The sequence below is a fragment of the Baia soyae genome, from assembly GCF_004341445.1.
Taxonomy (GTDB): Bacteria; Bacillota; Bacilli; order Thermoactinomycetales; family Thermoactinomycetaceae; genus Baia; species Baia soyae.
In genome coordinates, this window is record NZ_SLXV01000008.1 from 1 (window position 1) to 20,976 (window position 20,976).

A 20,976-nucleotide genomic window follows, 5' to 3' on the forward strand; every position below is an offset into this window, starting at 1 on the left:
CCGTCCGCACCCGAAGGTCCAGTAGCACCGGTCACGCCGTCTGCACCCGAAGGCCCAGTGGCTCCCGTTAAGCCGTCCGCACCCGAAGGTCCAGTGTCGCCGGTCACACCGTCCGCACCCGAAGGTCCAGTAGCCCCCGTTAGGCCGTCCGCGCCTGAAGGCCCAGTAGCGCCAGTAACACCGTCTGCACCCGAAGGCCCAGTAGCCCCTGTTAAGCCGTCCGCGCCTGAAGGCCCAGTAGCGCCAGTAACACCGTCTGCACCCGAAGGTCCAGTAGCCCCTGTTAAGCCGTCCGCGCCCGAAGGCCCAGTGGCCCCCGTTAGGCCGTCCGTGCCCGAAGGTCCCGTAGCGCCGGTTGCTCCCGTCACGCTAGCGCCCGTAGCGCCCGTAACTCCTGTAATCCCAGTAAGACCGAGTTGCTCGACGATTCCTTTAATGATGTTCGCGAAGGTGCCCGAAGGCCCAGTAGCCACGTTTATATGCACATTTGCCGATCCAGGAGTTACTAAAATTTCTAATGTATTGGATAGAAAGTTTAGTGTGTCTCCGAAACCGAGTGGCACACTTCCGCTTGCGCCTGAATTCCCTTGAACCAAGAATAAAAAATCACCTGTAGTAAAAGCTCCCGTGTTCCCTTGAGGTCCCTGAGGTCCTTGGGGTCCTTGAGGTCCTTGAGGTCCCTGAGGTCCAAGAGGCCCTGTGCCTCCCGTACCGCCTTGAGGCCCTTGAGGCCCTTGGGGTCCAGAAGGCCCTTGAGGTCCTTGAGGCCCTTGGGGTCCCGAGGGTCCTTGAGGTCCTTGAGGTCCTTGAGGTCCAGAAGGCCCTTGAGGTCCTTGGAATCCTTGAAGTCCTTGAGGCCCTTGAGGTCCTTGAGGTCCAGGAGGACCTCCAGATGATCCAGTGGTCCCTGCAGGTCCTTGAGGTCCTTGAGGTCCTATCGTAACGTCAGTTTCTAATACATTTACTAACTTCTCATTTAAAATCCATTCTTTCTTCCCGATGACATTAATCGTGTCGCGAACGCTGTCGTTAATGCGAAGTAGATCGCTTATGGTAGGTTGGAAGTTGGTTGACACTCCTGGTAGAGTTCCTAGAACGTACTGTAGCTTTTCCCCCTCAGCATTAATGATATGACTTAGTCCTAGCTCTTCTAACGCAATCGATGATAGTAGCAGATTCACTGCATCTTCTCTTGTAATGGAAATGTTAGGTGAAATGTTAGGTATATTGGCTTGAGACATGTTTATACCTCCTTGTAAAGAATATTTCTATTATGAATGTGAAGATTTCAAATAACTGTACTAATGTATTTATCCAAATTCGATTTTATGTGTAAAAAAACTCTCGTTATTAGCTTTCATAACAGCTAAAAAAAGGCCTTTAGACAAGGGAATCTTTGTCTAAAAGCCTTTTCGGATGTTTTTCTATCCATACCAGAATTGTAGCCATTGAGGGTTATTTCCAACGGTAATGATGCTAAAGATGTTGTTTGTGATCTGATCGACGAGCGCTACGGTTCCTGGATTCCCATTTGATGACTGTGTTGGTATTCGCATCAATCACGGTGACTTGGTTTCCGTTATTATTTGCGACATAGTAACGTCCGGCTGCTGGATTTACTGCAATTTGATGATCTCCAGAAGATGTGGTGACCGTGGCGACAATGTTGTTCGTATTACCATCGATGACGGAGACTTTGGCGCTTGAGGTATTCACTGCATAAATCTGATTGAGAGCTGTGTCTACGGATACTGCCCATTTATTCCGTCCTGTGGTAATCGATGTGACGACCGTATTATCTCTGCTATCGATTACAATGACTCGGGCTGGCACGGTATTAATACTGACATAGACTCGATTGGTTAAGGGATTGATTGCCAATCCAGTTTGATTGTTCGTTCCGATTGGAATCGAGGGGGCTAACTGATTCGTATCTTTATCGATGACTGAAACGGAAGTACTACCACTATTCGAAACGTAGACTTGGTTTGTAGTGGCTCTCGGTCCCTGAGGTCCTGTGTTTCCGGTGGGTCCTGTAATACCTCCCCTGTAATGCCGTCCGCACCCGAAGGTCCAGTAGGTCCGGTGACGCCGTCTGCGCCCGTCTGTGCCCGTCGTGCCAGTGATGCCATCTGTGCCCGTCGGTCCCGTAGCCCCGGTGACGCCGTCCGTGCCCGTCGGTCCCGTGGCGCCAGTAATGCCGTCCGTGCCCGTCGGTCCCGTAGCGCCGGTAACGCCGTCCGCACCAGTCGGTCCAGTGGAGCCTGTCGCCCCGTTGGTCCTGTGGCTCCCACTGGTCCAGGAGGCCCCGTGGGTCCCCTTGATATGTCTGTGCCTAATACGTTTTCTAATTTTTGATTTAAGATCCATTCTTTCTTCCCAATGGTATTAATCGTGTCACGAACACTTTGATTGATTGTAAGTAGGTCGCAAATGGAGGGCTGAAAGGTTGTTGATATTCCGGGGAGGGTTCCTAGAACGTACTGGAGTTTTTCCCCTCGGCATTCAGAATATGGCTAAGTCCTAGCTCTTCTAAGGCAATGGATGATAGTAGCAGATTGATTGCATCTTCTCTCGTAACGTTAATATTAGGTGAAATATTAGGGATATTGGCTTGAGACATGCTATACCTCCTCGCAAAAAAGATTCCTACTATAGGTATGCTGGAGTCCGTATTCATGTACTGATGCATTTGTCTATATTTTATGGAGCAATTGAAGAAAGAAAAAATTGCCTGATAGCATAGCTATCAGGCAAGAGAAATATTTTCATAACCGAATTGAGCAAGATCATCGATTATTCATTTATCAACGTAACATGATGACAGAAAGTCCACATTGAGGTCTTACTAATGTTCCTGTAGTCTGGACTACAACTTGCATCGTTGCAGCAGGACCTGGTGGTACTTGAACAATCGCTACTGCGGAGTTAGAAGAGTTGGTGTTATTCGATTGTGCTACTTGTGTTCCTTGAATCAGAGCTCCGTTTAATTGCAACTCAAATGTAGCGTTATTCGTATTATTTCTTGCAGAATAATTTACTTCGTAATAATGGTCTGGAGCTAAGGTAACAACGCCTGTTCCTGTATTAAGTGTTATTTCACCACTACCAAGTTGAGTGAGAATAGTATCATAAGGTATAGGGTTACCCGCAGTAATGTTAGCAGTATTTCCAGCTCCAGTGATTGTAGCAAACAAAAAGCTACTTGCTAGTACTCCTGTGGCTCCCGTAGGTCCTTGAGGTCCTTGAGGCCCTTGAGGTCCTTGAGGCCCTTGAGGTCCCTGAGGTCCAAGCGGCCCTGTGCCTCCAGTACCGCCTTGAGGTCCTTGGGGTCCTTGAGGTCCCTGAGGTCCAAGCGGTCCTGTGCCTCCTGTACCGCCTTGAGGTCCTTGGGGTCCTTGAGGCCCCTGAGGTCCAAGCGGTCCTGTGCCTCCTGTATCGCCTTGAGGTCCTTGGGGTCCTTGAGGCCCCTGAGGTCCAAGCGGTCCTGTGGCTCCTGTATCGCCTTGAGGTCCTTGAGGCCCCTGAGGTCCAAGCGGTCCTGTGGCTCCTGTATCGCCTTGAGGTCCTTGGGGTCCTTGAGGCCCCTGAGGTCCAAGCGGTCCTGTGGCTCCTGTATCGCCTTGAGGTCCTTGGGGTCCTTGAGGCCCTTGAGGTCCAGTGAGGCCGAGTTCTTCAAAGAGTTCTTGAATGATATCTGCAAAGGATCCAGAAGCCCCAGTAGGTACACTGATATTCACGATAGCGGAACCAGGTATTACTTCAATTTCTAATGCATTGGAGATAAAGTTTAGTGTATCTCCCAAGCCCATAGAAGCAGTTCCGCTTGTTCCTGTGTTTCCTTCAACAAAAAATAAGAACTCACCTGTAGCAAAAACTCCCGTAGGTCCCGTAGGTCCCGTAGGTCCTGTAGGTCCTTGAGGTCCTTGAGGCCCTTGAGGCCCCGTAGGTCCCGTAGGTCCTTGAGGCCCTTGAGGTCCTTGAGGTCCTTGGGGTCCTTGAGGTCCTTGGGGTCCTTGAGGTCCTTGAGGTCCCGTAGGTCCCGTAGGTCCTTGAGGTCCCTGAGGCCCTTGAGGTCCCTGAGGCCCTTGAGGTCCTTGAGGCCCAGGAGGTCCTCCTGATGATCCGGTGGTCCCTGCAGGTCCTTGAGGTCCTTGAGGTCCCGTCGTAACGTCGGTTTCTAGTACATTTACTAACTTCTCATTTAAAATCCATTCTTTTTTTCCGATTACATTAATCGTGTCACGAACGCTTGCATTGATCGTAAGCAAGTCGGTAATGGAGGGTTGAAAGGATGTTGATACTCCGGGGAGCGTTCCTAGAACATATTGGAGCTTTTCTCCCTCAGCGTTGATAATATGACTTAGACCTAGTTCTTCTAAGGCAATCGATGATAGAAGCAGATTGACTGCATCTTCTCTTGTGATGCTTATGTTAGGTGAAATATTAGGGATATTTGCTTGAGACATGTGTATACCTCCTTCAAAATAATTCCTACTATAGGTATGCTTGAATCCGTGTGCATGGAACTAGTCATTTATTTATATTCCGTTTGATTTATAAAAGTTGGGCTTGAGGTATGCTATACCTTCTTCAAAATGTTCCTGCCTATAGATATGAATATGTATAAAAAATAGGGGTGAAGACTTGAATAGAAATGGGCAATCACTCTTCTTTATAAAGAGGACAGCCCTTCTTTCAAACCTTCATCCCTATCCTATCTAGATTCGATAGATGTAGTTTCTGAGATTATACAATCGGACCTAATCTTTTTAATGTCATAGAAGCATTGCTGTATGGTGCACCCACAATTAGGGTTTCTAGTAATGGAATCGCTACACCACTTACATTTCGCAGTGTGATCGTTGCGTTTGCAGGGACATCGATGATGACAGAGCCGGATATTTGTGCCGCGAGACCTAGAATCCCGGTTAAGTTAATGGCAAAAGTAGATTGCGGGACGACTATGCCGTTTACGGTTATGGCAAAAGATGCTAGTAAACCAAGAAGTGCTCCTACTGCACTCACTTGGAAGTTGACTTCATACTGGCCTGCTTGAGGTAGGATGATGTCAGCGGATCCAGCAGTATGTGTAACGTTATTTAATACCCCATTATTACTAAATGGTACATTTCCACCTGCTGGAATGGATAGTGCTATACCAGTAGATAGGTTATACACTTGGCCATAAGCAGATAGCCCACCTTGCGATGTTCTGGTCTCTAAGACTCCGATACGTCCTCTCAGATCTGCGATACGGTTTCCAAGTGCCTCAAGTCTTCTTAGGATTCTTCGGATAATAGAACAATCTGGTGACGGACATGGATAATGATCTCTCACTCCAGCTGCTTTATTCTTCATAATTAACCCCCTTCTGCTTCTATACATATGGTGGACAAATTGGTTTGGCTTGGATCATTCATCTATTCTTTCGCGAATGCACGTCTAGTTTTGGTTATTCTTTGGTATGCATTTGGATTAAATATCTGAAATACTTGTATAGAGGGATGGATGTTTACTTCATAAATCCAGATGCGACCGTTTTGAGCGATCCCCATATCGATGCCAAATTCATTCCACTTGGGATAGGTATGGCTGATGATTTGAATAGCTTGGAGGGAGAGTGTGTGGATTTTTTCTACGGTTTTCTTTGCTTTTGGAGGCAGGTAATCTAAATCATTTTTTAGTAGGTTCATAATGGGTTTGTATTCGACACCGTGTTGATAGTTGGTCACAATCAGGTGTTCAGAGGCAATGCGACCTGCGATTCCTGCAATTCTCCATTTTTCTTTCCAACGGACAAGATGGACTCGTAGATCAAATAGATTATGATTTTTTGTCAGGCTATCGATGCCTTGTTGAATTAGATAAGGGCGATCCATACGCAGTTTTTGAATATGCCGGAAGATTTTCTGGGCATGCAGGGGAGCCGTAAATGTATGACCGTTGTCGCTTGCCATAAGGGTCACGCGATGTGGCCTGTGACGTTCGATTCGAATGATTCCTTTTCCTTGACAGGAGTTGGTTGGCTTGATATAGAGCATTTTATATTTATCTAGCATTTCATGAAGAGAACGCAAGGTAAGTACTTGTGTGTCAGGTATGTTTTTTGCAAGAAGAGGATTTTTCTTCAATAAATGGCTATTTGAGATTTTACTAATGACGCTCAATGCTACATAACCCCCTTCGAGCTATATGGAGAGTACTGGATGATACACTTTATTCACTTATATGAAAAAGGCAACGTTATCAGGAGCGCATTTTACTAGTTTGAGAGTGGTAGTTGAACCAAATAATGTAATACACGGAGGTATGCTACCGGGATAAAAGTATAGTATACTGAATGAATAATAATTTTAGTGAGGTGTTTGGCATCCGCAAGAACGGGTGCCATTTCCTTTATGAGCCAACTACAAATAAGTGATTTGCGCAATGTTCAAGTACGAGTGGTTTCGATCATTCATTCTGATCCAGTCGGGGAGGCAGAAAGGATTGAACAGAAGATGTCTGGTTCGTTTGAGCAGTCGGGGACAGATTGGAAGATCCGTTATAAAGAAAATTCGGGTACCCCGGAAGAAGTAGCCACGATGGTGAGAGCGGGAGAAGACCAGCTTGTTATCATTCGGCGCGGTGGTATTTCGTATCGCCAGGTATATCGTCCAGGTGAGATAACGATTAGCGCCATGACGACGCCGGGTGGACGGATGGAGATGGAAGTACATACCCATGAGTATCGCCGAGAGATGGGACAAGGCAAGGGAAAGATTGAATTCACATTTGAGTTATCGATGAGTGGGCAGTTATTAGGATTATACGAGCTGATGATTGCCTGGTTGGAGGGGTAAAGATGAGTGTATTAACGCAGATGAAGGAAACGTTAAAAGAGCAGATTAAACAAGCGATTATACAGGCGGAACTGGTAGCAGAGGAGCAGATTCCCGATATTTTACTAGAGGTGCCGAAAGAGAAGAGCCACGGAGATTGGGCGACCAATGTGGCGATGCAGCTGACACGGATTGCCCGTCGTAATCCGCGTGAGATTGCAAATGTGATTGTAGAGAAGTTGGACCAATCGAAAGCACAGATTCGCAAGATCGAGATTGCGGGCCCGGGTTTTATTAACTTTACGATGGATCGCTCTTTTTTAACGGGCGTGGCGCTTGAGATTCAAAAGCAAAAAGAGGCGTTCGGAAGAAGTGGTGCAGGTAAGGGCGAGCGTGTAAATGTGGAGTTCGTCAGTGCCAATCCCACGGGTAGCCTCCATCTCGGACATGCGCGCGGTGCGGCGGTTGGTGATGCATTGTGCAATGTACTGGATGCGGCTGGTTATGATGTAACCCGTGAGTATTATATTAATGATGCGGGCAATCAGATGAACATGATGGCGTTATCACTGGAAGCGCGTTATTTCGAAGGCTTGGGGATCGATTGGAAATTCCCAGAGGATGGGTATCATGGACAGGATATGGTACAGATTGCGGAGCAGATTATCGAGGCTGACGGAAAGAAGTGGGCCGAGGTAGATGGTTCTGAGCGTTTGGCTTATTTTCAGGAAGTGGGTCGTGAGAAGCTACTTAACAAGATTGAGACGGATCTAAAAGGGTTCCGTGTCGGTTTTGATAAGTGGTTTAGTGAGAAGTCTCTCTATGAAACGAATGTGATTGAGCAAACATTAGAAGAGTTACAGAAGCAAGGCTGTACGTATGAGCAAGACGGTGCGCTCTGGCTTCGTTCCACGGATTTTGGGGATGATAAGGACCGTGTGCTAGTGAAGCAAGATGGTTCGTATACGTATCTTACGCCTGATATTGCGTACCATCGGAATAAGCTAAGCCGTGGTTTTGATCGCTTGATTAATATTTGGGGTGCGGACCATCACGGTTATATCGCCCGGATGAAGGCGGCTCTGCAAGCGCTAGGACATTCGGCTGATACGCTTGATGTGATGATTATCCAGCTTGTGAAGCTGTTCCAAGGTGGAGAAGTAGTGAAGATGTCGAAGCGTACGGGGAAAGCGGTCACGTTGGTCGATTTGATGGAAGAAGTGGGAGTGGATGCGACTCGCTATTTCTTCGCGATGCGTAGCCAGGACACCCATCTAGACTTTGATATGGATTTGGCGATGAGTCAGTCGAACGAGAATCCGGTTTACTATGTTCAATACGCCCATGCGCGGATTCATAGTGTGTTTCGTCAAGCTGGCGAGAAGGGGATTTCGATTTCGTTTGACCCTGCGATTTTGAGCCGGTTAGTGGAAGATGCGGAGTATGACTTGTTGCAGAAACTAGCTGAGTTCCCAGATGAAATTGCATCTGCAGCGGCGGCAATTGCTCCGCATCGGGTGATTCGTTATTTGTATGATTTGTCGACGCAGTTCCATAGTTACTACGGTGCGCATCGGGTTGTGACGGAGGATGTAGAGTTGTCGCAGGCGCGTTTGGCTTTGCTTCAGTGTACGGCGCAGGTGATTCAAAATGGGCTGGGGCTTGTAGGGGTGACAGCTCCGGAGCGGATGTAGTTGGGGCTATTGAGCTGTGGCCAGATACATTGCCCCTAGTCAGTCTATTTGCTGGTTGAGAGTTTAAAAAGAATAATGCCCTTCTGGTAGTCTAGTTAGTAGACACGGGAGGGCGTTTGTTTATTGTTTTTTTGGCTTTTTTTATTTTGGTGGTTAAGAGGGATAGTTTCATTTCTAGTGGAGGGAATGTTTTTTGGTCGGTGGCGCTTAGGTGTGAGGTGATTCGCTTGGCACGGTTGCCTTTGATATGGAATTGTCCTTGGAATCCACCTACGCTGGTATAGTAGTCTTTCGATAGAAGGGAGTCTTTTGGATGGTATCGACCGAATAATATGATTTTTTCTGATGTTTTCATGGTGTTAAATCCTAGAAGGGTGATAAACGAGACGGTTTCGCCTACTTGTATTTCCCCGCTTAGGGCTTTTGTTACTTTTACGGTGAATTTTATATAGGCAATTCCCTCGGATTGAAAGGTGTTTCGATGGATCACCACTCCTTGAATGATGATGGAAGACGCTTTACTTAAGCTTTCAACGGAAGGGTAAACTTCGCCAATACCTAATGCATGTTGAATGATGGAATCAGCGGAAGGCGTCTGTTTGATGGAGGCTTTTACGATTTCTGTTCGCTTTGCTTGCTGAGCCTCTAACGCTGAACTACAACCCGTCCCCATTAGCAAAACGCCAATCACACACAGGAAAAACATTTTTCTCATCAAAACTCAATTCTCCTCTTTAATTCTCTTATTCTATTAATGTGACATCGAGGAGGGAATTTCCTGCAATATGGGAAATGGAATGAACCCCTGACATCTGATACAATTTGGTTGGAAGTACATATGGAAGACAAAATAGGAGGTACATAAATATGAGCGGTCAGTCTAATAGTGTAGATCCATTTCTAGGAAAGTGGGAAACGGAGATTGCTAGCCCGATGGGGAAATTTCCGGTTTCGGTGGAGTTCACTTCTCAAGATGGACAATTAGTAGGAAATGCAAAGCAGGGCGAGGATACTTTTACGTTTCATCCTACGATAGACGGCGATAAGCTAAAGTGGTCGATGAAGATTACGAAACCGATGAGTATTAGTTTGAACTTTGTCGTATCGGTAGACGGAGATAACATGAAGGGTGAGGCGAAGGCTGGATTTTTCGTTTCCTCTAAGTTAACAGGGCACCGCGTTTTATCATAAAGAAGAACCCCCACCTATGCTACGGCTTAGAGGTGGGGGTTTTTGGTTTACCTGCATCTACGATGAGTGAGGTAAATCCCATGTTTCCATCTTGATTTCGATGGTCAAATCGTTTGGAACGATAGATGAATCCGTCTTGTTCATTCCAGTCGTGATACTGGAACTGGCCGTTTTTGTCGAAGTATTCTAAGAGGGTTACATCGAATCCGGCTGCTTCGAACATGGCTGTAATGGTTGTATGGGTGTATACGATTTGATGGCTAGCGGCTGGGTGGTCTGGGGGACCGGGTCCGCCGACTTGTACGATTTGTTGATATGCTGGATCTGGGAAGTGGCCGTCTGGTACGGCGCATCGAATAAAGCCTCCTGGTTGGAGGAATTCGTGGCATATGATGGCGGCTTGTATGCCTTCTTCATAGGTCAAATGTTCCCATACGTGTTCAGCGAGAATGGTATGGATTGAGTTAGGAGAGAAGCGTTTTATCCAATCGTTTCGATTTAGTAGGCTTAGCTCATGCTGATCGGTGTGAATCCATCCAGGGTTATTGTTGATTCCTTCTGCGCCTATAACGACTTTTATATTTTCTGAGATGTGGTCTATCGTGATCACTGCTTTCTATTTATGAAGAGATAGAAGAATAGCCCTTATATGTAAGGTTTCATCTTACATGCAAGGGCATTTTCATTGTATATGATTTTGGATTTGCCGACAATGTTGTCTAGATTGACAGTGAGTCAGACTAGCGGTCGCTCATGGAACCAGAGAGTGGCGATGTATTTAATGCCTTCCTTTAGTGGATGGGAGCCGTGTAGAGAAAGCGGGTGCGGGTTAATGCTTCCCTTTTCACAGTTTTGAAATACAAGTAGGGTTCCTTGTTGGGGGACGATTTCTAGGCCTAGGTTGGGGAAGAACGTTTCTCCTCCGACTCCAGCAGGAAGTGTATTTAAGTAGAGTAGAGCCGTATAAGTACGTTGGCCTCCCTGGGCCATGAATTGATAACTCGCGTCTTTATGAAGCTCAAAAGCATCAAAGTGAGCACCAAAATGCCCTCCAACTGGATATTCTCCTACTTGCATATGTTCGGCGTGGCTGAGGGGTTGTCTCGTAATAGTAGCGATTCGCTCACATATTTCAGTGGTGAATGGATTGGTATGATGGGGAATCCAACCGGTATTGCAGACTCGGAAGTCCGAATAGACCAGTCCTTCTTCCCCTACAATGGTAGACGGATTAAGTTGAGGCTGCACGATTTGAATGAGTTCTTGGCATTCCTCGGGTGTAATGATCTGTTCATACGTAACAATTAATGGGTCCAAACAAAGGATCGTTGCGGACCTGTGAATCATATGTTCCACCCCGTTTCTAAGCTATAAACAATATATTACTTAGTAGGGATGAACATGATTAGGAAAATGATATTCGAGATAGCGCCTAGCATAATAGGTAGAAAACATATACAATTATAAATATAAGTCAATGCCGACTATTGATCTTTTTCTGCTTATTTTTCAGCATAAACTAATCTGGGGGGATTCCGTTGATTCAACATGGGGGGCAAGGTGAATGTAGTGAGCATGTCTTTCAAGAGGTGTTGCATGGGATCCAAGAGGGTGTACATATTGTTAATGAGCAAGGAGTTACGATTTTTTATAATCAAGCGGCTTCCCGTATCGATGGGATGGAATCGACAGAGGTGTTAGGGACGCATGTTTTGGAAGCGTTTCCATCTTTAACGGAGAAATCAAGCACGCTTTTATATGTGTTGGAGACAGGGGAACGGCTTCCGGATACTCAACAAACCTTTTTGAATCAAAAGGGAAAGCAGATTACTACTTTAAATCGAACATTTCCCGTTCATGTCGAAGGGCGGTGCTTGGGTGCGGTAGAGATATCTCGCGATTATACACAAGTGAGAGAGTTATCCGAAGAGGTTCATGCATTGCGTGAGCAGGTGTGGAAAACGGTGCCCTATAAGGAAAAGAAGGCTTGTTTGTACAAGTTTGAAGATTTTCTTACCCAACATCCCGCCTTAGTTGCAGAGGTGGGCAAGGCGAGAAAAGTAGCCCATTCGAAGGCGCCTGTCTTGATTATTGGGGAGACAGGTACAGGGAAGGAGATTATATCGCAGTCTATTCATCAGTTGGGATTAGGGAAGAAAAAGCCGTTTATTGTCCAAAACTGTGCAGCCATCCCTAGTTCTTTGCTAGAAAGCTACTTATTTGGAACGGAAAAAGGTGCTTTTACCGGCGCGGAAGATCGCGCGGGACTGTTTGAACTGGCGGATGGAGGGACTCTGTTTTTAGATGAAATTCATGCGATGCCGATTGATCTGCAAGCAAAGTTACTAAGAGTGTTAGAAGATAGTTTTCTACGAAGAGTAGGTAGTTCAAAATTGCGGTCCGTTGATGTACGGGTGATTGCGGCTATTAATGAAGATCCGTGGCTGGCTGTCGAATCGGGGAAGTTTCGGAAGGATTTGTTTTACCGGCTACATGTGGTGAGCATTCATCTTCTTCCCTTGAGGAAGAGAAAAGAGGATCTGCAACTTTTGACAAATTATTTCCTGGGAAATCTATCTCGGCAATATTCGATTCCTTCGCTGTCGCTTTCTTTAGAAGTGGAAATGTTATTCAAGCAGTATGATTGGCCGGGAAATGTAAGGGAGTTGCGGAATGTACTAGAGGGAGCGGTTCATTTTATCGAGTCGAATTGTATCGAACTCCGCCATCTCTCTCGCCATATGACGAAACATTCTACCCAAGCTTTTCAAAGGAGTTCAACTGTGAGTTTAGTGGATCGATTAGCGGAGTACGAAAGCGAGATGATTACACAAGCGATGATTCAGACAGAGGGGAAGGTGTCTAGGGCGGCAGAAGTATTGCAGATTCCGAGGCAGACTTTGCAGTATAAGTTGAGGAAGTTGGGGATGCGGAGGGAGTGAGGGAAAAAGTGCCTAATAATGGGCGCTTTTTTTGATGTGTGTAGTTATTTCCCTATAGACACGCTATTTTTTGAATTGGCATAAAACTTGCATAAGGTAGGATGTGGAGGTGGAGAATATGCAACAGCGAAAAGGGGACCCGTTTGGAACGCATCGAGTGATTGAACCAGAAGGTGTGCTCCCACAACCAGCTTTGAGACTTGATAGTGTATCTCCTTTATACGCAAATGAATGCCTCATAGACGTAGAACGATTAAATATTGATTCCGCTTCCTTTGTACAGATCAAAGAAGCTTGTGAGCATGATGTTGATAGAGTGAAAGAAATGATTATCAAGATTATTACGGATCGGGGCAAGATGCATAATCCTGTAACAGGCTCTGGTGGCATGTTAATCGGAAGAGTGAGCCAGATAGGGATTGAATTTCCTGCAAATGGCCTTCAAGTGGGAGATCAAGTAGCGACGCTGGTTTCGCTTACGTTAACACCGCTTTTGGTCGAAGAGATCCAACATGTGAATATGAATAACGGTCAAATCTCCATAAAGGGTAAGGCCATGTTATTTGCGAGTTGCCCTTTTGCGATTCTCCCAGATGATTTGCCGGAATCCGTTTCTCTGGCGGCACTGGATGTGTGTGGTGCACCTGCGCAAGTGGCTAGATTGGTTAAGCCTGATGATACGGTTGTCGTGTTAGGTGCGGGTGGAAAGTCTGGTTTATTAAGCCTTGCTGTTGCTTGGCAAGTGGCTGGTGAGCAGGGAAAGGTGATCGCGATTGAATCAAATCCGGCGGCTTGTGAAGTGATCAGGGAGTTAGGAATTGCCCACGAGGTGCAGTCGGTTAATGCCAAACAACCACTTGCTGTTAAAGGGATGGTCGAGGTGTTAACAGCTGGGGAGTTGGCAGATATTACTGTAAATTGTGTCAATGTGCCGGATACCGAGCTTTCTTCCATCCTAGCAACTCGGGATGGTGGAACGGTCTATTACTTTAGCACTGCCGTAAAATTCACCGCCGCGGCTCTAGGTGCAGAGGGCGCAGGCAAAGATGTCCAAATGATGATCGGCAACGGATATACTCCTGGACATGCTGAGTTAACCCTTCAGCTACTGCGGGATCAACCAGCTTTAAAGGATATCTTTTATCAACGGTACCAAGCTTAGGTAACTAACAAAAGATTACGTTAGAAGGCCTGTTGCCTAGTGGCTTATTGGGTGATCGAGGGCCTGAGAGTCTGTTCGATCACAGCTCAAATACCGATCCAGCAGGGAAGTAGAACTGTCCGCTCCGTAATCCTCCGCAGGGGCAGGTGCAAAACTCGCAAAAAACGCTCAAACATGTTGCACCAAAAGCGCCCCATGCTACGGATTGCTACGCTAAGTAGGATCGCTAACATCGCAATGATCGAACAGACATCTCCACTCCCTTCAAGTCAACCAACAAACAAGAGAGCTAGCAATATCTCTAGCTACTGCGATGAATGAGCTACTTAGAGAAACATTCGCAGGTATGTTACCAAATCGTAAACAGGCTTATTCAATAACAAACCAGCAAACAAGAAGGTACTAGGGGCAATGAATCTAGCCATTGCGATGTTAGTAAGCCTACCAAGCGTAGTTCTTTGTAGCAAGGGCGTTTTGTGGCAATGTCCCCGCGTGTTCTTCGCGAGTTTTGCCACTTGCCCGAAGCGAAGAAGGACGTAGCGGCCATGCATCACATCCTTGCAGGCTTACTATTGAGCTGTGGATAGATACATGCCCCGGTACATTCGGCTTAGCAAACAAAAACCCAAGGAGGAATCCCCACATGAGAGACTGGCGCGAAATCGAACTATGGAAAGACGTTACCGAAGAGCAATGGAACGACTGGCTATGGCAACTCACCCACACCATTAAAAACTACGATGATCTTAGCAAAGTAATCGAACTAGCACCCGAAGAAATAAAAGGGGTCGAGATATCCAACCAAACGATCCCGCTCAACATCACCCCTTACTATGCATTACTAATGGACCCGAAAGATCCAACAGATCCAGTACGTATGCAATCCGTGCCAGTATCATCCGAGTTATACCGCACTCCGTATGACATGGAAGATCCGCTATTAGAAGATACCGATTCTCCTGTTCCGGGTCTCACGCATCGCTATCCAGACCGTGTTTTATTCCTGATTACTAACCAATGCTCGATGTATTGCCGTTACTGTACGCGCCGTCGTTTTTCTGGGCAAGTGGGCATGGGCGTTCCGAAGAAGCAGATGGATGCCTGTATCGACTATATCCGTCGTACGCCTGAGATTCGAGATGTGCTCCTTTCAGGTGGAGATGGCTTGTTAGTAAATGATCGTATCCTGGAGTATCTATTGAAGAACTTACGGGAAATTCCGCATGTGGAGATCATTCGCATCGGGACACGCGCTCCAGTTGTATTCCCGCAACGTATCACCGAAAACTTGTGTAACATCTTACAAAAATACCATCCAGTCTGGTTAAATACGCACTTTAACCACCCACGCGAGATTACACCAGAGGCTAAAAAAGCTTGTGAGATGTTGGCTAATGCTGGGGTTCCGCTTGGTAACCAGTCAGTTATCTTAGCAGGGGTGAACGATTGCCCTCACGTGATGAAGAAATTGATGCATGAGCTAGTGATGATTCGCGTTCGTCCGTACTATATCTACCAATGTGACTTATCGGAAGGAATCGGCCATTTCCGCGCACCGGTCTCCAAAGGAATCGAAATTATCGAGTATCTAAGAGGCCATACATCCGGATATGCCATCCCTACATTCGTGGTAGATGCACCGGGTGGGGGAGGAAAAATCCCTGTGGCCCCTAACTACATTTTGTCGCAAAGCCCGACGAAAACGATTTTGCGGAACTTTGAAGGGGTTATCACATCGTATCCGGAGCCAGAAAATTATCGTCCAACCCAATGTAACTGTGAAGATTGCCAGCGTGAACGTCAGTTGGTTGGAGTTGCGGCTCTCATGAGTAATCAGCAGATCAATCTAGAGCCGAAGCAGCTAAACCGTGAAGAGCGCCGTCAACAGATGGAAGTGAAAGCTGCTGAGATTGAAGCCGCCTCTGCACAGAGCAATGATAGTGTGAAAGAGATTACATGAACCAAATCATGAAGCAATGGAGCCAGCGAGAGGATTTGCAAGTTCTTTCGCTGGTTGGCATTTCTAAAAATGCGGGCAAAACCACTTTTTTAAATGGATTGGGCAGAGCATGGTCGGCAGAGTCGGTTGGCTTATTCAGCATTGGCGTAGATGGTGAGGCACAAGATGTGTGGAGTGGACGATCCAAGCCGGAGGTACGCATTTATAAGGGTTGGATTGTGGCTACATCAGGTATTTGTCTCCAAAACGAAGCAGATGCGTGGGAGATTATCGAGGCTCTACCGATTGATTCGGTAGCAGGACGAGTCTATCTTGCTCGTGCGAATCGCGATACCTCTGTCAAATTAACAGGAGTGCCTACTCGCCAGTGGGCTTCTCTTTGTATTGAGCAATTAAAAAAGGTCGGATGTGCCAAAGTGATTGTCGATGGGGCCTATAATCGGAAAGTGATGGCCAGCCCCGTTTGGAGTGATGGATTCGTATTAGTGGTGGGGGCTAGTTTTTCGCCATCGCTTCCTGCGCTAGTGAAAGAAGTAAAGGGATGGATGGCGAAATTGCTACTTCCTTCTACTACTGATGATACAGAACTTTATCAATCATTCTATCGACAGGAAGTTTGTGCACTCCAAATAGATGAGAGATGGGTGTTGTTTACTTCCCATGAGTGGATCCAATCCCAGGGGAGCCACATTTCAGCGGAAGATCTCAAACAAGCTACGAAACTTTACTTTCATGGTGCACTGACAAAACGTGTTTTAGAACAGCTTCGGTGGAGTGGTTTTACAGGAGAGATTACGATCCCGGATTGGACCTATTTGTTTGATTTGCTAGTGAAAGGGTCCCAGATTCAGGTGTTGTTTCCTAGTAATCTACTTGCGGTTTCAATCAATTCTACTTCTCCAGATGGTGGGCAAGTAAATCCTGAGGAGCTTCGGACGCAGATTCAGCAAGTAGTAGGGGATATACCGGTTTGGGATGTATACCGAGAGGAGTGGAATCCAGATGTTTCTTGACTCAGAGACTGCGGAAGCGCTCCGTATTTCTGAATATCTCAAACGAGTTGCGCCCTATACTCCTTTAGGTAAGAAGTGGAAGGGCCGATTAAAACCTTATACGCATTCTCAAGTAGGAGAGTGGGAGCTAGATTTACACGATCAACAAGAAGTAATGGAGTTATTTTCGGAATCTCGTGCTACGTATTTTCTTACCTGTTGTGAATTAGTAGATGACATCGATATTGCCTTACAGGAAGTGTTACAAGACCGATCTACTATGCTTACTTGGTTTCATGTAAAGAGATTCTTAGTGACATGGTTCAGGTGGGGTGAGTTTGTAAGTTGGGAATCAAGTCCACGCTTTATGAGGATGAATCCGGAAGAGCAGAGGAAGCTCCATTTCTTACTTCTCCTACTTCAAAAATCAGGTCGTTTTACGACTACCTTTGAAGTTTCGCAGTTAGGTGATTCGAAGTGGCTAGAGATGAATCGGCAGAAGAATCAGCTGATGAAAGAGATTCAGCAACTTCGCAAAGAGCGACAAAAACAGATTAGCGGGCGATTACAGAGAAATCCGAATTTCCAAGGAGAATGGGTGATCAGTAGGCACCAGGAATCGGCCAAGTTGTTTGCAGTGGACCCAGATATCAAGCTAGTACGGGAAACGATTTATGAACAGATTTACGAGCTTGTCCCGGATAAACAGGAGCATGTATGGCAAGAACAGTTGCTGAGCTTCCAGGAAAAGCTATCGATTCATGAACATTCGTTGTTTCGGCAGATCAATCGTCTATTTCGGGATCATATCCCCTTTTTACAAAGCCTCGTACAGCGCTGGACAAGACTTGATCTCTTATGGGCGAAGTGTCGCGCGGCCCAGAGTTGGAACGGGGTTAGACCGGTCTACTTGGAGAATCAAATTCGAATAATCGAAGGAACTCTGCCACTGGAACAAGAGGCTTGGAAGCAAAAAGGATATGAGATGACGCCGGTTACGCTTGCAATGAAGCCAGGGTGCACCTTACTGATCGGCCCCAATATGGGTGGGAAGACAACCGCCCTACGAGTAGTGGGTTTGTGTACCGTGTTAGCGCAATATGGTTTATATGTACCTGCTAAGGAGTTTCGTTTCCCCTTATTTCCGTGGGTTCGTACATGGATTGGGGATTATCAAAATGCGGAGCAAGGGCTTAGTAGCTTTGGTGCTGAGATGAATCGACTTGCGAAGTGGATAGACCCGGATCCGGAAAACCAAGGGTTAATCTTATTAGACGAAATTGGACGAGGTACCAATCCGATCGAAGGCTCCGCGATTAGCTGTGCGATTACTCGCTATCTGCATGAGTGCCGGGCATGGGCGGTTCATGTCACCCATTTCCCAGAGGCCCTTCAGATTGAGGGAATTCAAGGATATCGTGTACGTGGACTTTCTACCATTCCTAAGTGGGACCCAGATCACCCGAATCAAACAGATGATTGGATCCGATTGCTTTATAAGGCGATGGATTATCATCTCGATCCGATTGAGGACCAAGATGTGGTGGCGACGCAAGCTATCTCCATCGCAGAGATATGCGGACTACCTGAAAAGGTGATAGAACAGGCGCGAACAGCCGTAAAACAAAGAATACAGGAGGGGGATTAATGGAAGAGAGATTGCATTTGGATCCACAGAAGATTAACCGTGGCCGGGAAGCGGCCCGCAAGATTGCACAGGATGTCGACCAATTTATCGCTCCGCTTACTACGGTAGCGGTTGAGCGAACGGTAGCGCGTCTCTTTGGGATTGATGGAGTGGATGATGAATATGTTCCGCTCCCCAATCGGGTAGTAGATCATTTATTGGAGCAAGGTGTGCTCGGCAGAGGTGTTGCACCGTGGCTCATTCAAGCGATGATGAATGAGGGACAAGATGCGCAAACCATTGCGGAGCGTGTGGCACAGGGGACGCTTGATTTAACCAAAGTTCCGACTCGGTCAGAGGAAGAGATCAACCGCTTTGGCCAGCAATTTGCCGATCAACAACTTGACCGCATTGCCCAAAATCGAAAAAAACGGGATGAGTATCTGGCTACACTGGGTGAAGGGAAAAAGCCATACCTTTATGTCATCGTGGCTACAGGAGACATCTATGAGGATGCGGTGCAAGCCCGTTCGGCCGCTAGACAGGGAGCCGATATCATTGCGGTGATTCGCTCAACGGGGCAGAGCTTGATTGATTATGTCCCTTATGGCGCTACGAGAGAAGGGTTTGGCGGGACCTACGCTACGCAAGAGAACTTTCGGATTATGCGTCAAGCATTGGACGAAGTAGGCGAAGAGGTAGGTCGATATATTCGTCTCTGCAATTATTGCTCCGGGTTATGTATGCCAGAGATTGCGGTCATGGGTGCATTGGAACGGCTGGATGTGATGTTAAATGATGCATTATACGGGATCCTTTTCCGCGATATTAACATGCAACGGACCTTAATCGACCAAGCGTTTTCCCGTATGATTAACAGTTATGCTGGCATCATTATTAATACAGGGGAAGACAACTATCTGACGACTGCCGATGCCGTAGAGGCTGCTCATACGGTGCTGGCTTCTCAGTTTATTAATGAACAGATTGCCTTACTATCCGGGCTTCCGGAAGAGCAGATGGGGCTGGGTCATGCTTTTGAGATGAGTCCAGAACTTGAGGATGGCTTTTTGCTCGAATTAGCGCAGGCGCAGATGGCTCGGCAAATCTTCCCAGATGCCCCGCTCAAATACATGCCTCCCACGAAGCATATGACCGGAAATATTTTTAAAGGGCATATTCAAGATGCGCTGTTTAACCTTGTTAGTGTCATGACTGGTCAAGGAATTCAGCTACTTGGGATGATGACAGAAGCAATGCACACTCCGCATATCCACGATCGTCAACTCGCGATTGAAAATGCCCAATATGTGTTTAACAATGCGCGAAATCTAGGGGAAGAAATCCAATTCCGTCCCGGTGGTAAGATTGAGAAGCGGGCACAAGAAGTGCTCGATGAAGCAGTTCAGTTGCTCGAAGATGTACAGGAGACTGGCTTTTTTGAAGCCATCCATCGAGGCACCTTTGCCGATGTGAAGCGGGCTTTAGACGGTGGAAAAGGGTTAGTCGGGGTTATCCGGAAATCTGTCGACTACTACAATCCGATGGAACAAGAGTTACGCAAACGTCTGCAACTACCAAGTCGGGAGGAGGTGTCCCATGGCTACGGATCTTACTAGAGTCAAACCGTATGGAGATACGATGAACGATGGTGCGATGCAACTAAGCTTCTCTATGCCTGCCCCTTATGGAGAGGAGGCGAAGGAAGCGGCTAGGCAGCTCGTGATGAAGATGGGACTAACCGAACCACAAATCTATCATATGAAAGATCTAGGAGAAGGCTACACCTACTTCATTGTCTATGGAAAGTGCGAACACCATATCGATTACACGACTATTCAAGTCCCCAAAGTAGAAAGCCAAGTGATGAGTTTCTATGATATTAATCACTATATCGAAGAACATATCGGTCGCAAAGTTGTGGTCGTAGGGGCTTGTACAGGTACTGATGCCCACACTGTTGGCATCGATGCGATTATGAACATGAAAGGGTACAACGGCGAGTATGGCTTAGAGCGATATCCATGGGTGGATGCGTATAATCTCGGAAGCCAAGTCGAAAACGATGTCCTCCTTGCTAAAGCGCTCGAACTACAAGCCGATGTCCTCCTCGTCTCCCAAATCGTCACCCAAAAAGGCGTTCATATCACCAACCTAACCGATCTAGTCGAACTACTAGAAGCTGAAGGGCTACGGGACCGTTTCCTCCTCATCTGTGGCGGCCCCCGCATCTCGCATGAACTAGCCCTCGAGCTAGGTTTCGACGCCGGCTTCGGCCCCGGCTCCCTCGCCCCACACGTCGCTTCCTACTTCTCACAAGAGATTGCGAAACGGGTGGAAAAATAAAAGATACCTCTATTAACTAGGTCGATCGAATCTAGTTAATAGAGGTATTTGTTTTTGGGAATAATAGATAAAGCAAGTAACGTAGAGATATAAGCGATGGGGGTGGGAGAGTGAAGGGTCTAACTGTGCTCAAAACAGTGGTAGAAGTAGTTTTCAGCGTTTGGATCGGAAATGAGAGAGGCGGCATCTAGATATGGAAGCAACCAAAATATGAGGGACATTCTATATTGAAAATAGA

The 20,976-nt window shown here is 46.7% G+C and carries 18 protein-coding genes and 1 pseudogene; 10 read left to right on the forward strand and 9 right to left on the reverse strand.

Features of this window, described 5'->3' with window-relative positions:
• From EDD57_RS14910 to EDD57_RS04110, 6 genes and pseudogenes are all read right to left on the reverse strand, one after another.
• Positions 1-1,241, reverse strand: a 1,241-nt coding sequence (locus tag EDD57_RS14910; RefSeq protein WP_131848213.1) for an alpha-helical endospore appendage domain-containing protein, incomplete at its 3' end; no start/stop codon positions are given.
• Positions 1,242-1,476: 235 nt separating this feature from the next.
• A complete protein-coding gene (locus EDD57_RS14915; RefSeq protein ID WP_279388933.1) occupies positions 1,477-2,370 on the reverse strand; it encodes a YncE family protein in 894 nt (297 codons plus the stop codon).
• A gap of 23 nt (positions 2,371-2,393) precedes the next feature.
• Positions 2,394-2,692 (reverse strand): annotated as a pseudogene (locus EDD57_RS15290) (alpha-helical endospore appendage domain-containing protein); the annotation flags it as partial.
• 115 nt (positions 2,693-2,807) lie between these two features.
• Complete coding sequence (locus EDD57_RS04100; protein ID WP_131848214.1) at positions 2,808-4,469, reverse strand: alpha-helical endospore appendage domain-containing protein; 1,662 nt, start codon at positions 4,467-4,469, stop codon at positions 2,808-2,810.
• A 280-nt stretch (positions 4,470-4,749) separates the two neighbouring features.
• Positions 4,750-5,361, reverse strand: coding sequence for a BclA C-terminal domain-containing protein (locus EDD57_RS04105; RefSeq protein ID WP_131848215.1), 612 nt, complete (start codon positions 5,359-5,361; stop codon positions 4,750-4,752).
• Positions 5,362-5,423: 62 nt separating this feature from the next.
• Positions 5,424-6,170 carry a YheC/YheD family protein gene (locus EDD57_RS04110; RefSeq protein ID WP_131848216.1) on the reverse strand — a complete coding sequence of 249 codons (747 nt, stop codon included), beginning with the start codon at positions 6,168-6,170 and terminating at the stop codon, positions 5,424-5,426.
• Between the two features lie 231 nt (positions 6,171-6,401).
• Between EDD57_RS04110 and EDD57_RS04115 the strand changes: the two genes are divergently transcribed.
• Together EDD57_RS04115 and argS are read left to right on the forward strand one after the other, a co-directional pair.
• On the forward strand, positions 6,402-6,845 hold the full coding sequence (locus EDD57_RS04115; RefSeq protein ID WP_131848217.1) for a YwiB family protein: 444 nt from the start codon (positions 6,402-6,404) through the stop codon (positions 6,843-6,845).
• 2 nt (positions 6,846-6,847) lie between these two features.
• Positions 6,848-8,518 (forward strand): arginine--tRNA ligase, encoded by a 1,671-nt coding sequence (argS, locus tag EDD57_RS04120; RefSeq protein ID WP_131848218.1) that lies wholly within the window; start codon positions 6,848-6,850, stop codon positions 8,516-8,518.
• A 91-nt stretch (positions 8,519-8,609) separates the two neighbouring features.
• Here the strand turns inward: argS and EDD57_RS04125 are convergent, their stop codons facing one another.
• Positions 8,610-9,236 (reverse strand): hypothetical protein, encoded by a 627-nt coding sequence (locus EDD57_RS04125; protein ID WP_131848219.1) that lies wholly within the window; start codon positions 9,234-9,236, stop codon positions 8,610-8,612.
• 149 nt (positions 9,237-9,385) lie between these two features.
• On the opposite strand from EDD57_RS04125, the gene EDD57_RS04130 reads away from it, so the two are divergent.
• Positions 9,386-9,709 (forward strand): hypothetical protein, encoded by a 324-nt coding sequence (locus EDD57_RS04130; RefSeq protein ID WP_131848220.1) that lies wholly within the window; start codon positions 9,386-9,388, stop codon positions 9,707-9,709.
• A 19-nt stretch (positions 9,710-9,728) separates the two neighbouring features.
• On the opposite strand, the gene EDD57_RS04135 is transcribed toward EDD57_RS04130, so the two are convergent.
• Both EDD57_RS04135 and EDD57_RS04140 read right to left on the reverse strand, forming a co-directional pair.
• Entirely contained in the window at positions 9,729-10,319 is a 591-nt protein-coding gene (locus EDD57_RS04135; protein ID WP_424205336.1) for a class I SAM-dependent methyltransferase, read from the reverse strand.
• A gap of 125 nt (positions 10,320-10,444) precedes the next feature.
• A complete protein-coding gene (locus EDD57_RS04140) occupies positions 10,445-11,056 on the reverse strand; it encodes a prolyl hydroxylase family protein (RefSeq protein WP_131848221.1) in 612 nt (203 codons plus the stop codon).
• Between the two features lie 191 nt (positions 11,057-11,247).
• Here EDD57_RS04140 and EDD57_RS04145 point away from each other — a divergent pair, with 191 nt between their 5' ends.
• From EDD57_RS04145 to kamE, 7 genes are all read left to right on the forward strand, one after another.
• Entirely contained in the window at positions 11,248-12,651 is a 1,404-nt protein-coding gene (locus EDD57_RS04145) for a sigma-54 interaction domain-containing protein (RefSeq protein WP_243649433.1), read from the forward strand.
• 118 nt (positions 12,652-12,769) lie between these two features.
• Positions 12,770-13,813, forward strand: coding sequence for an L-erythro-3,5-diaminohexanoate dehydrogenase (kdd, locus tag EDD57_RS04150; RefSeq protein ID WP_131848223.1), 1,044 nt, complete (start codon positions 12,770-12,772; stop codon positions 13,811-13,813).
• Positions 13,814-14,456: 643 nt separating this feature from the next.
• The gene (kamA, locus tag EDD57_RS04155; RefSeq protein ID WP_131848224.1) at positions 14,457-15,773 is read left to right on the forward strand and encodes a lysine 2,3-aminomutase; all 1,317 of its coding nucleotides are present in this window, start codon (positions 14,457-14,459) and stop codon (positions 15,771-15,773) included.
• Complete coding sequence (gene kamB / locus EDD57_RS04160) at positions 15,770-16,786, forward strand: lysine 5,6-aminomutase reactivase subunit KamB (RefSeq protein ID WP_131848225.1); 1,017 nt, start codon at positions 15,770-15,772, stop codon at positions 16,784-16,786. Before kamA ends, kamB begins: the two co-directional genes overlap by 4 nt.
• Positions 16,776-18,413: a lysine 5,6-aminomutase reactivase ATPase KamC gene (gene kamC / locus EDD57_RS04165; RefSeq protein WP_165873662.1), complete on the forward strand. Its 1,638-nt coding sequence runs from the start codon at positions 16,776-16,778 to the stop codon at positions 18,411-18,413. Before kamB ends, kamC begins: the two co-directional genes overlap by 11 nt.
• Positions 18,413-20,011, forward strand: a complete 1,599-nt coding sequence (gene kamD, locus EDD57_RS04170) for a lysine 5,6-aminomutase subunit alpha (protein WP_131848227.1) — start codon at positions 18,413-18,415, stop codon at positions 20,009-20,011. Before kamC ends, kamD begins: the two co-directional genes overlap by 1 nt.
• Positions 19,992-20,738, forward strand: a complete 747-nt coding sequence (gene kamE, locus EDD57_RS04175) for a lysine 5,6-aminomutase subunit beta (protein ID WP_131848228.1) — start codon at positions 19,992-19,994, stop codon at positions 20,736-20,738. The genes kamD and kamE overlap by 20 nt, the downstream gene beginning before the upstream one ends.
• Positions 20,739-20,976 lie beyond the last annotated feature (238 nt).

What these genes read in the sequence shown, in the direction of transcription:
- EDD57_RS04140 (WP_131848221.1), bottom strand. Translation starts at nt 11,056, where the DNA reads ATGATTCACAGGTCCGCAACGATCCTTTGTTTGGACCCATTAATTGTT.
- EDD57_RS04105 (WP_131848215.1), bottom strand. Translation starts at nt 5,361, where the DNA reads ATGAAGAATAAAGCAGCTGGAGTGAGAGATCATTATCCATGTCCGTCA.
- kamC (WP_165873662.1), top strand. Translation starts at nt 16,776, where the DNA reads ATGTTTCTTGACTCAGAGACTGCGGAAGCGCTCCGTATTTCTGAATAT.
- EDD57_RS04115 (WP_131848217.1), top strand. Translation starts at nt 6,402, where the DNA reads ATGAGCCAACTACAAATAAGTGATTTGCGCAATGTTCAAGTACGAGTG.
- kamB (WP_131848225.1), top strand. Translation starts at nt 15,770, where the DNA reads ATGAACCAAATCATGAAGCAATGGAGCCAGCGAGAGGATTTGCAAGTT.
- argS (WP_131848218.1), top strand. Translation starts at nt 6,848, where the DNA reads ATGAGTGTATTAACGCAGATGAAGGAAACGTTAAAAGAGCAGATTAAA.
- EDD57_RS14915 (WP_279388933.1), bottom strand. Translation starts at nt 2,370, where the DNA reads ATGGATCTTAAATCAAAAATTAGAAAACGTATTAGGCACAGACATATC.
- kamD (WP_131848227.1), top strand. Translation starts at nt 18,413, where the DNA reads ATGGAAGAGAGATTGCATTTGGATCCACAGAAGATTAACCGTGGCCGG.
- EDD57_RS04130 (WP_131848220.1), top strand. Translation starts at nt 9,386, where the DNA reads ATGAGCGGTCAGTCTAATAGTGTAGATCCATTTCTAGGAAAGTGGGAA.
- kamA (WP_131848224.1), top strand. Translation starts at nt 14,457, where the DNA reads ATGAGAGACTGGCGCGAAATCGAACTATGGAAAGACGTTACCGAAGAG.
- EDD57_RS04100 (WP_131848214.1), bottom strand. Translation starts at nt 4,469, where the DNA reads ATGTCTCAAGCAAATATCCCTAATATTTCACCTAACATAAGCATCACA.
- kdd (WP_131848223.1), top strand. Translation starts at nt 12,770, where the DNA reads ATGCAACAGCGAAAAGGGGACCCGTTTGGAACGCATCGAGTGATTGAA.
- kamE (WP_131848228.1), top strand. Translation starts at nt 19,992, where the DNA reads ATGGCTACGGATCTTACTAGAGTCAAACCGTATGGAGATACGATGAAC.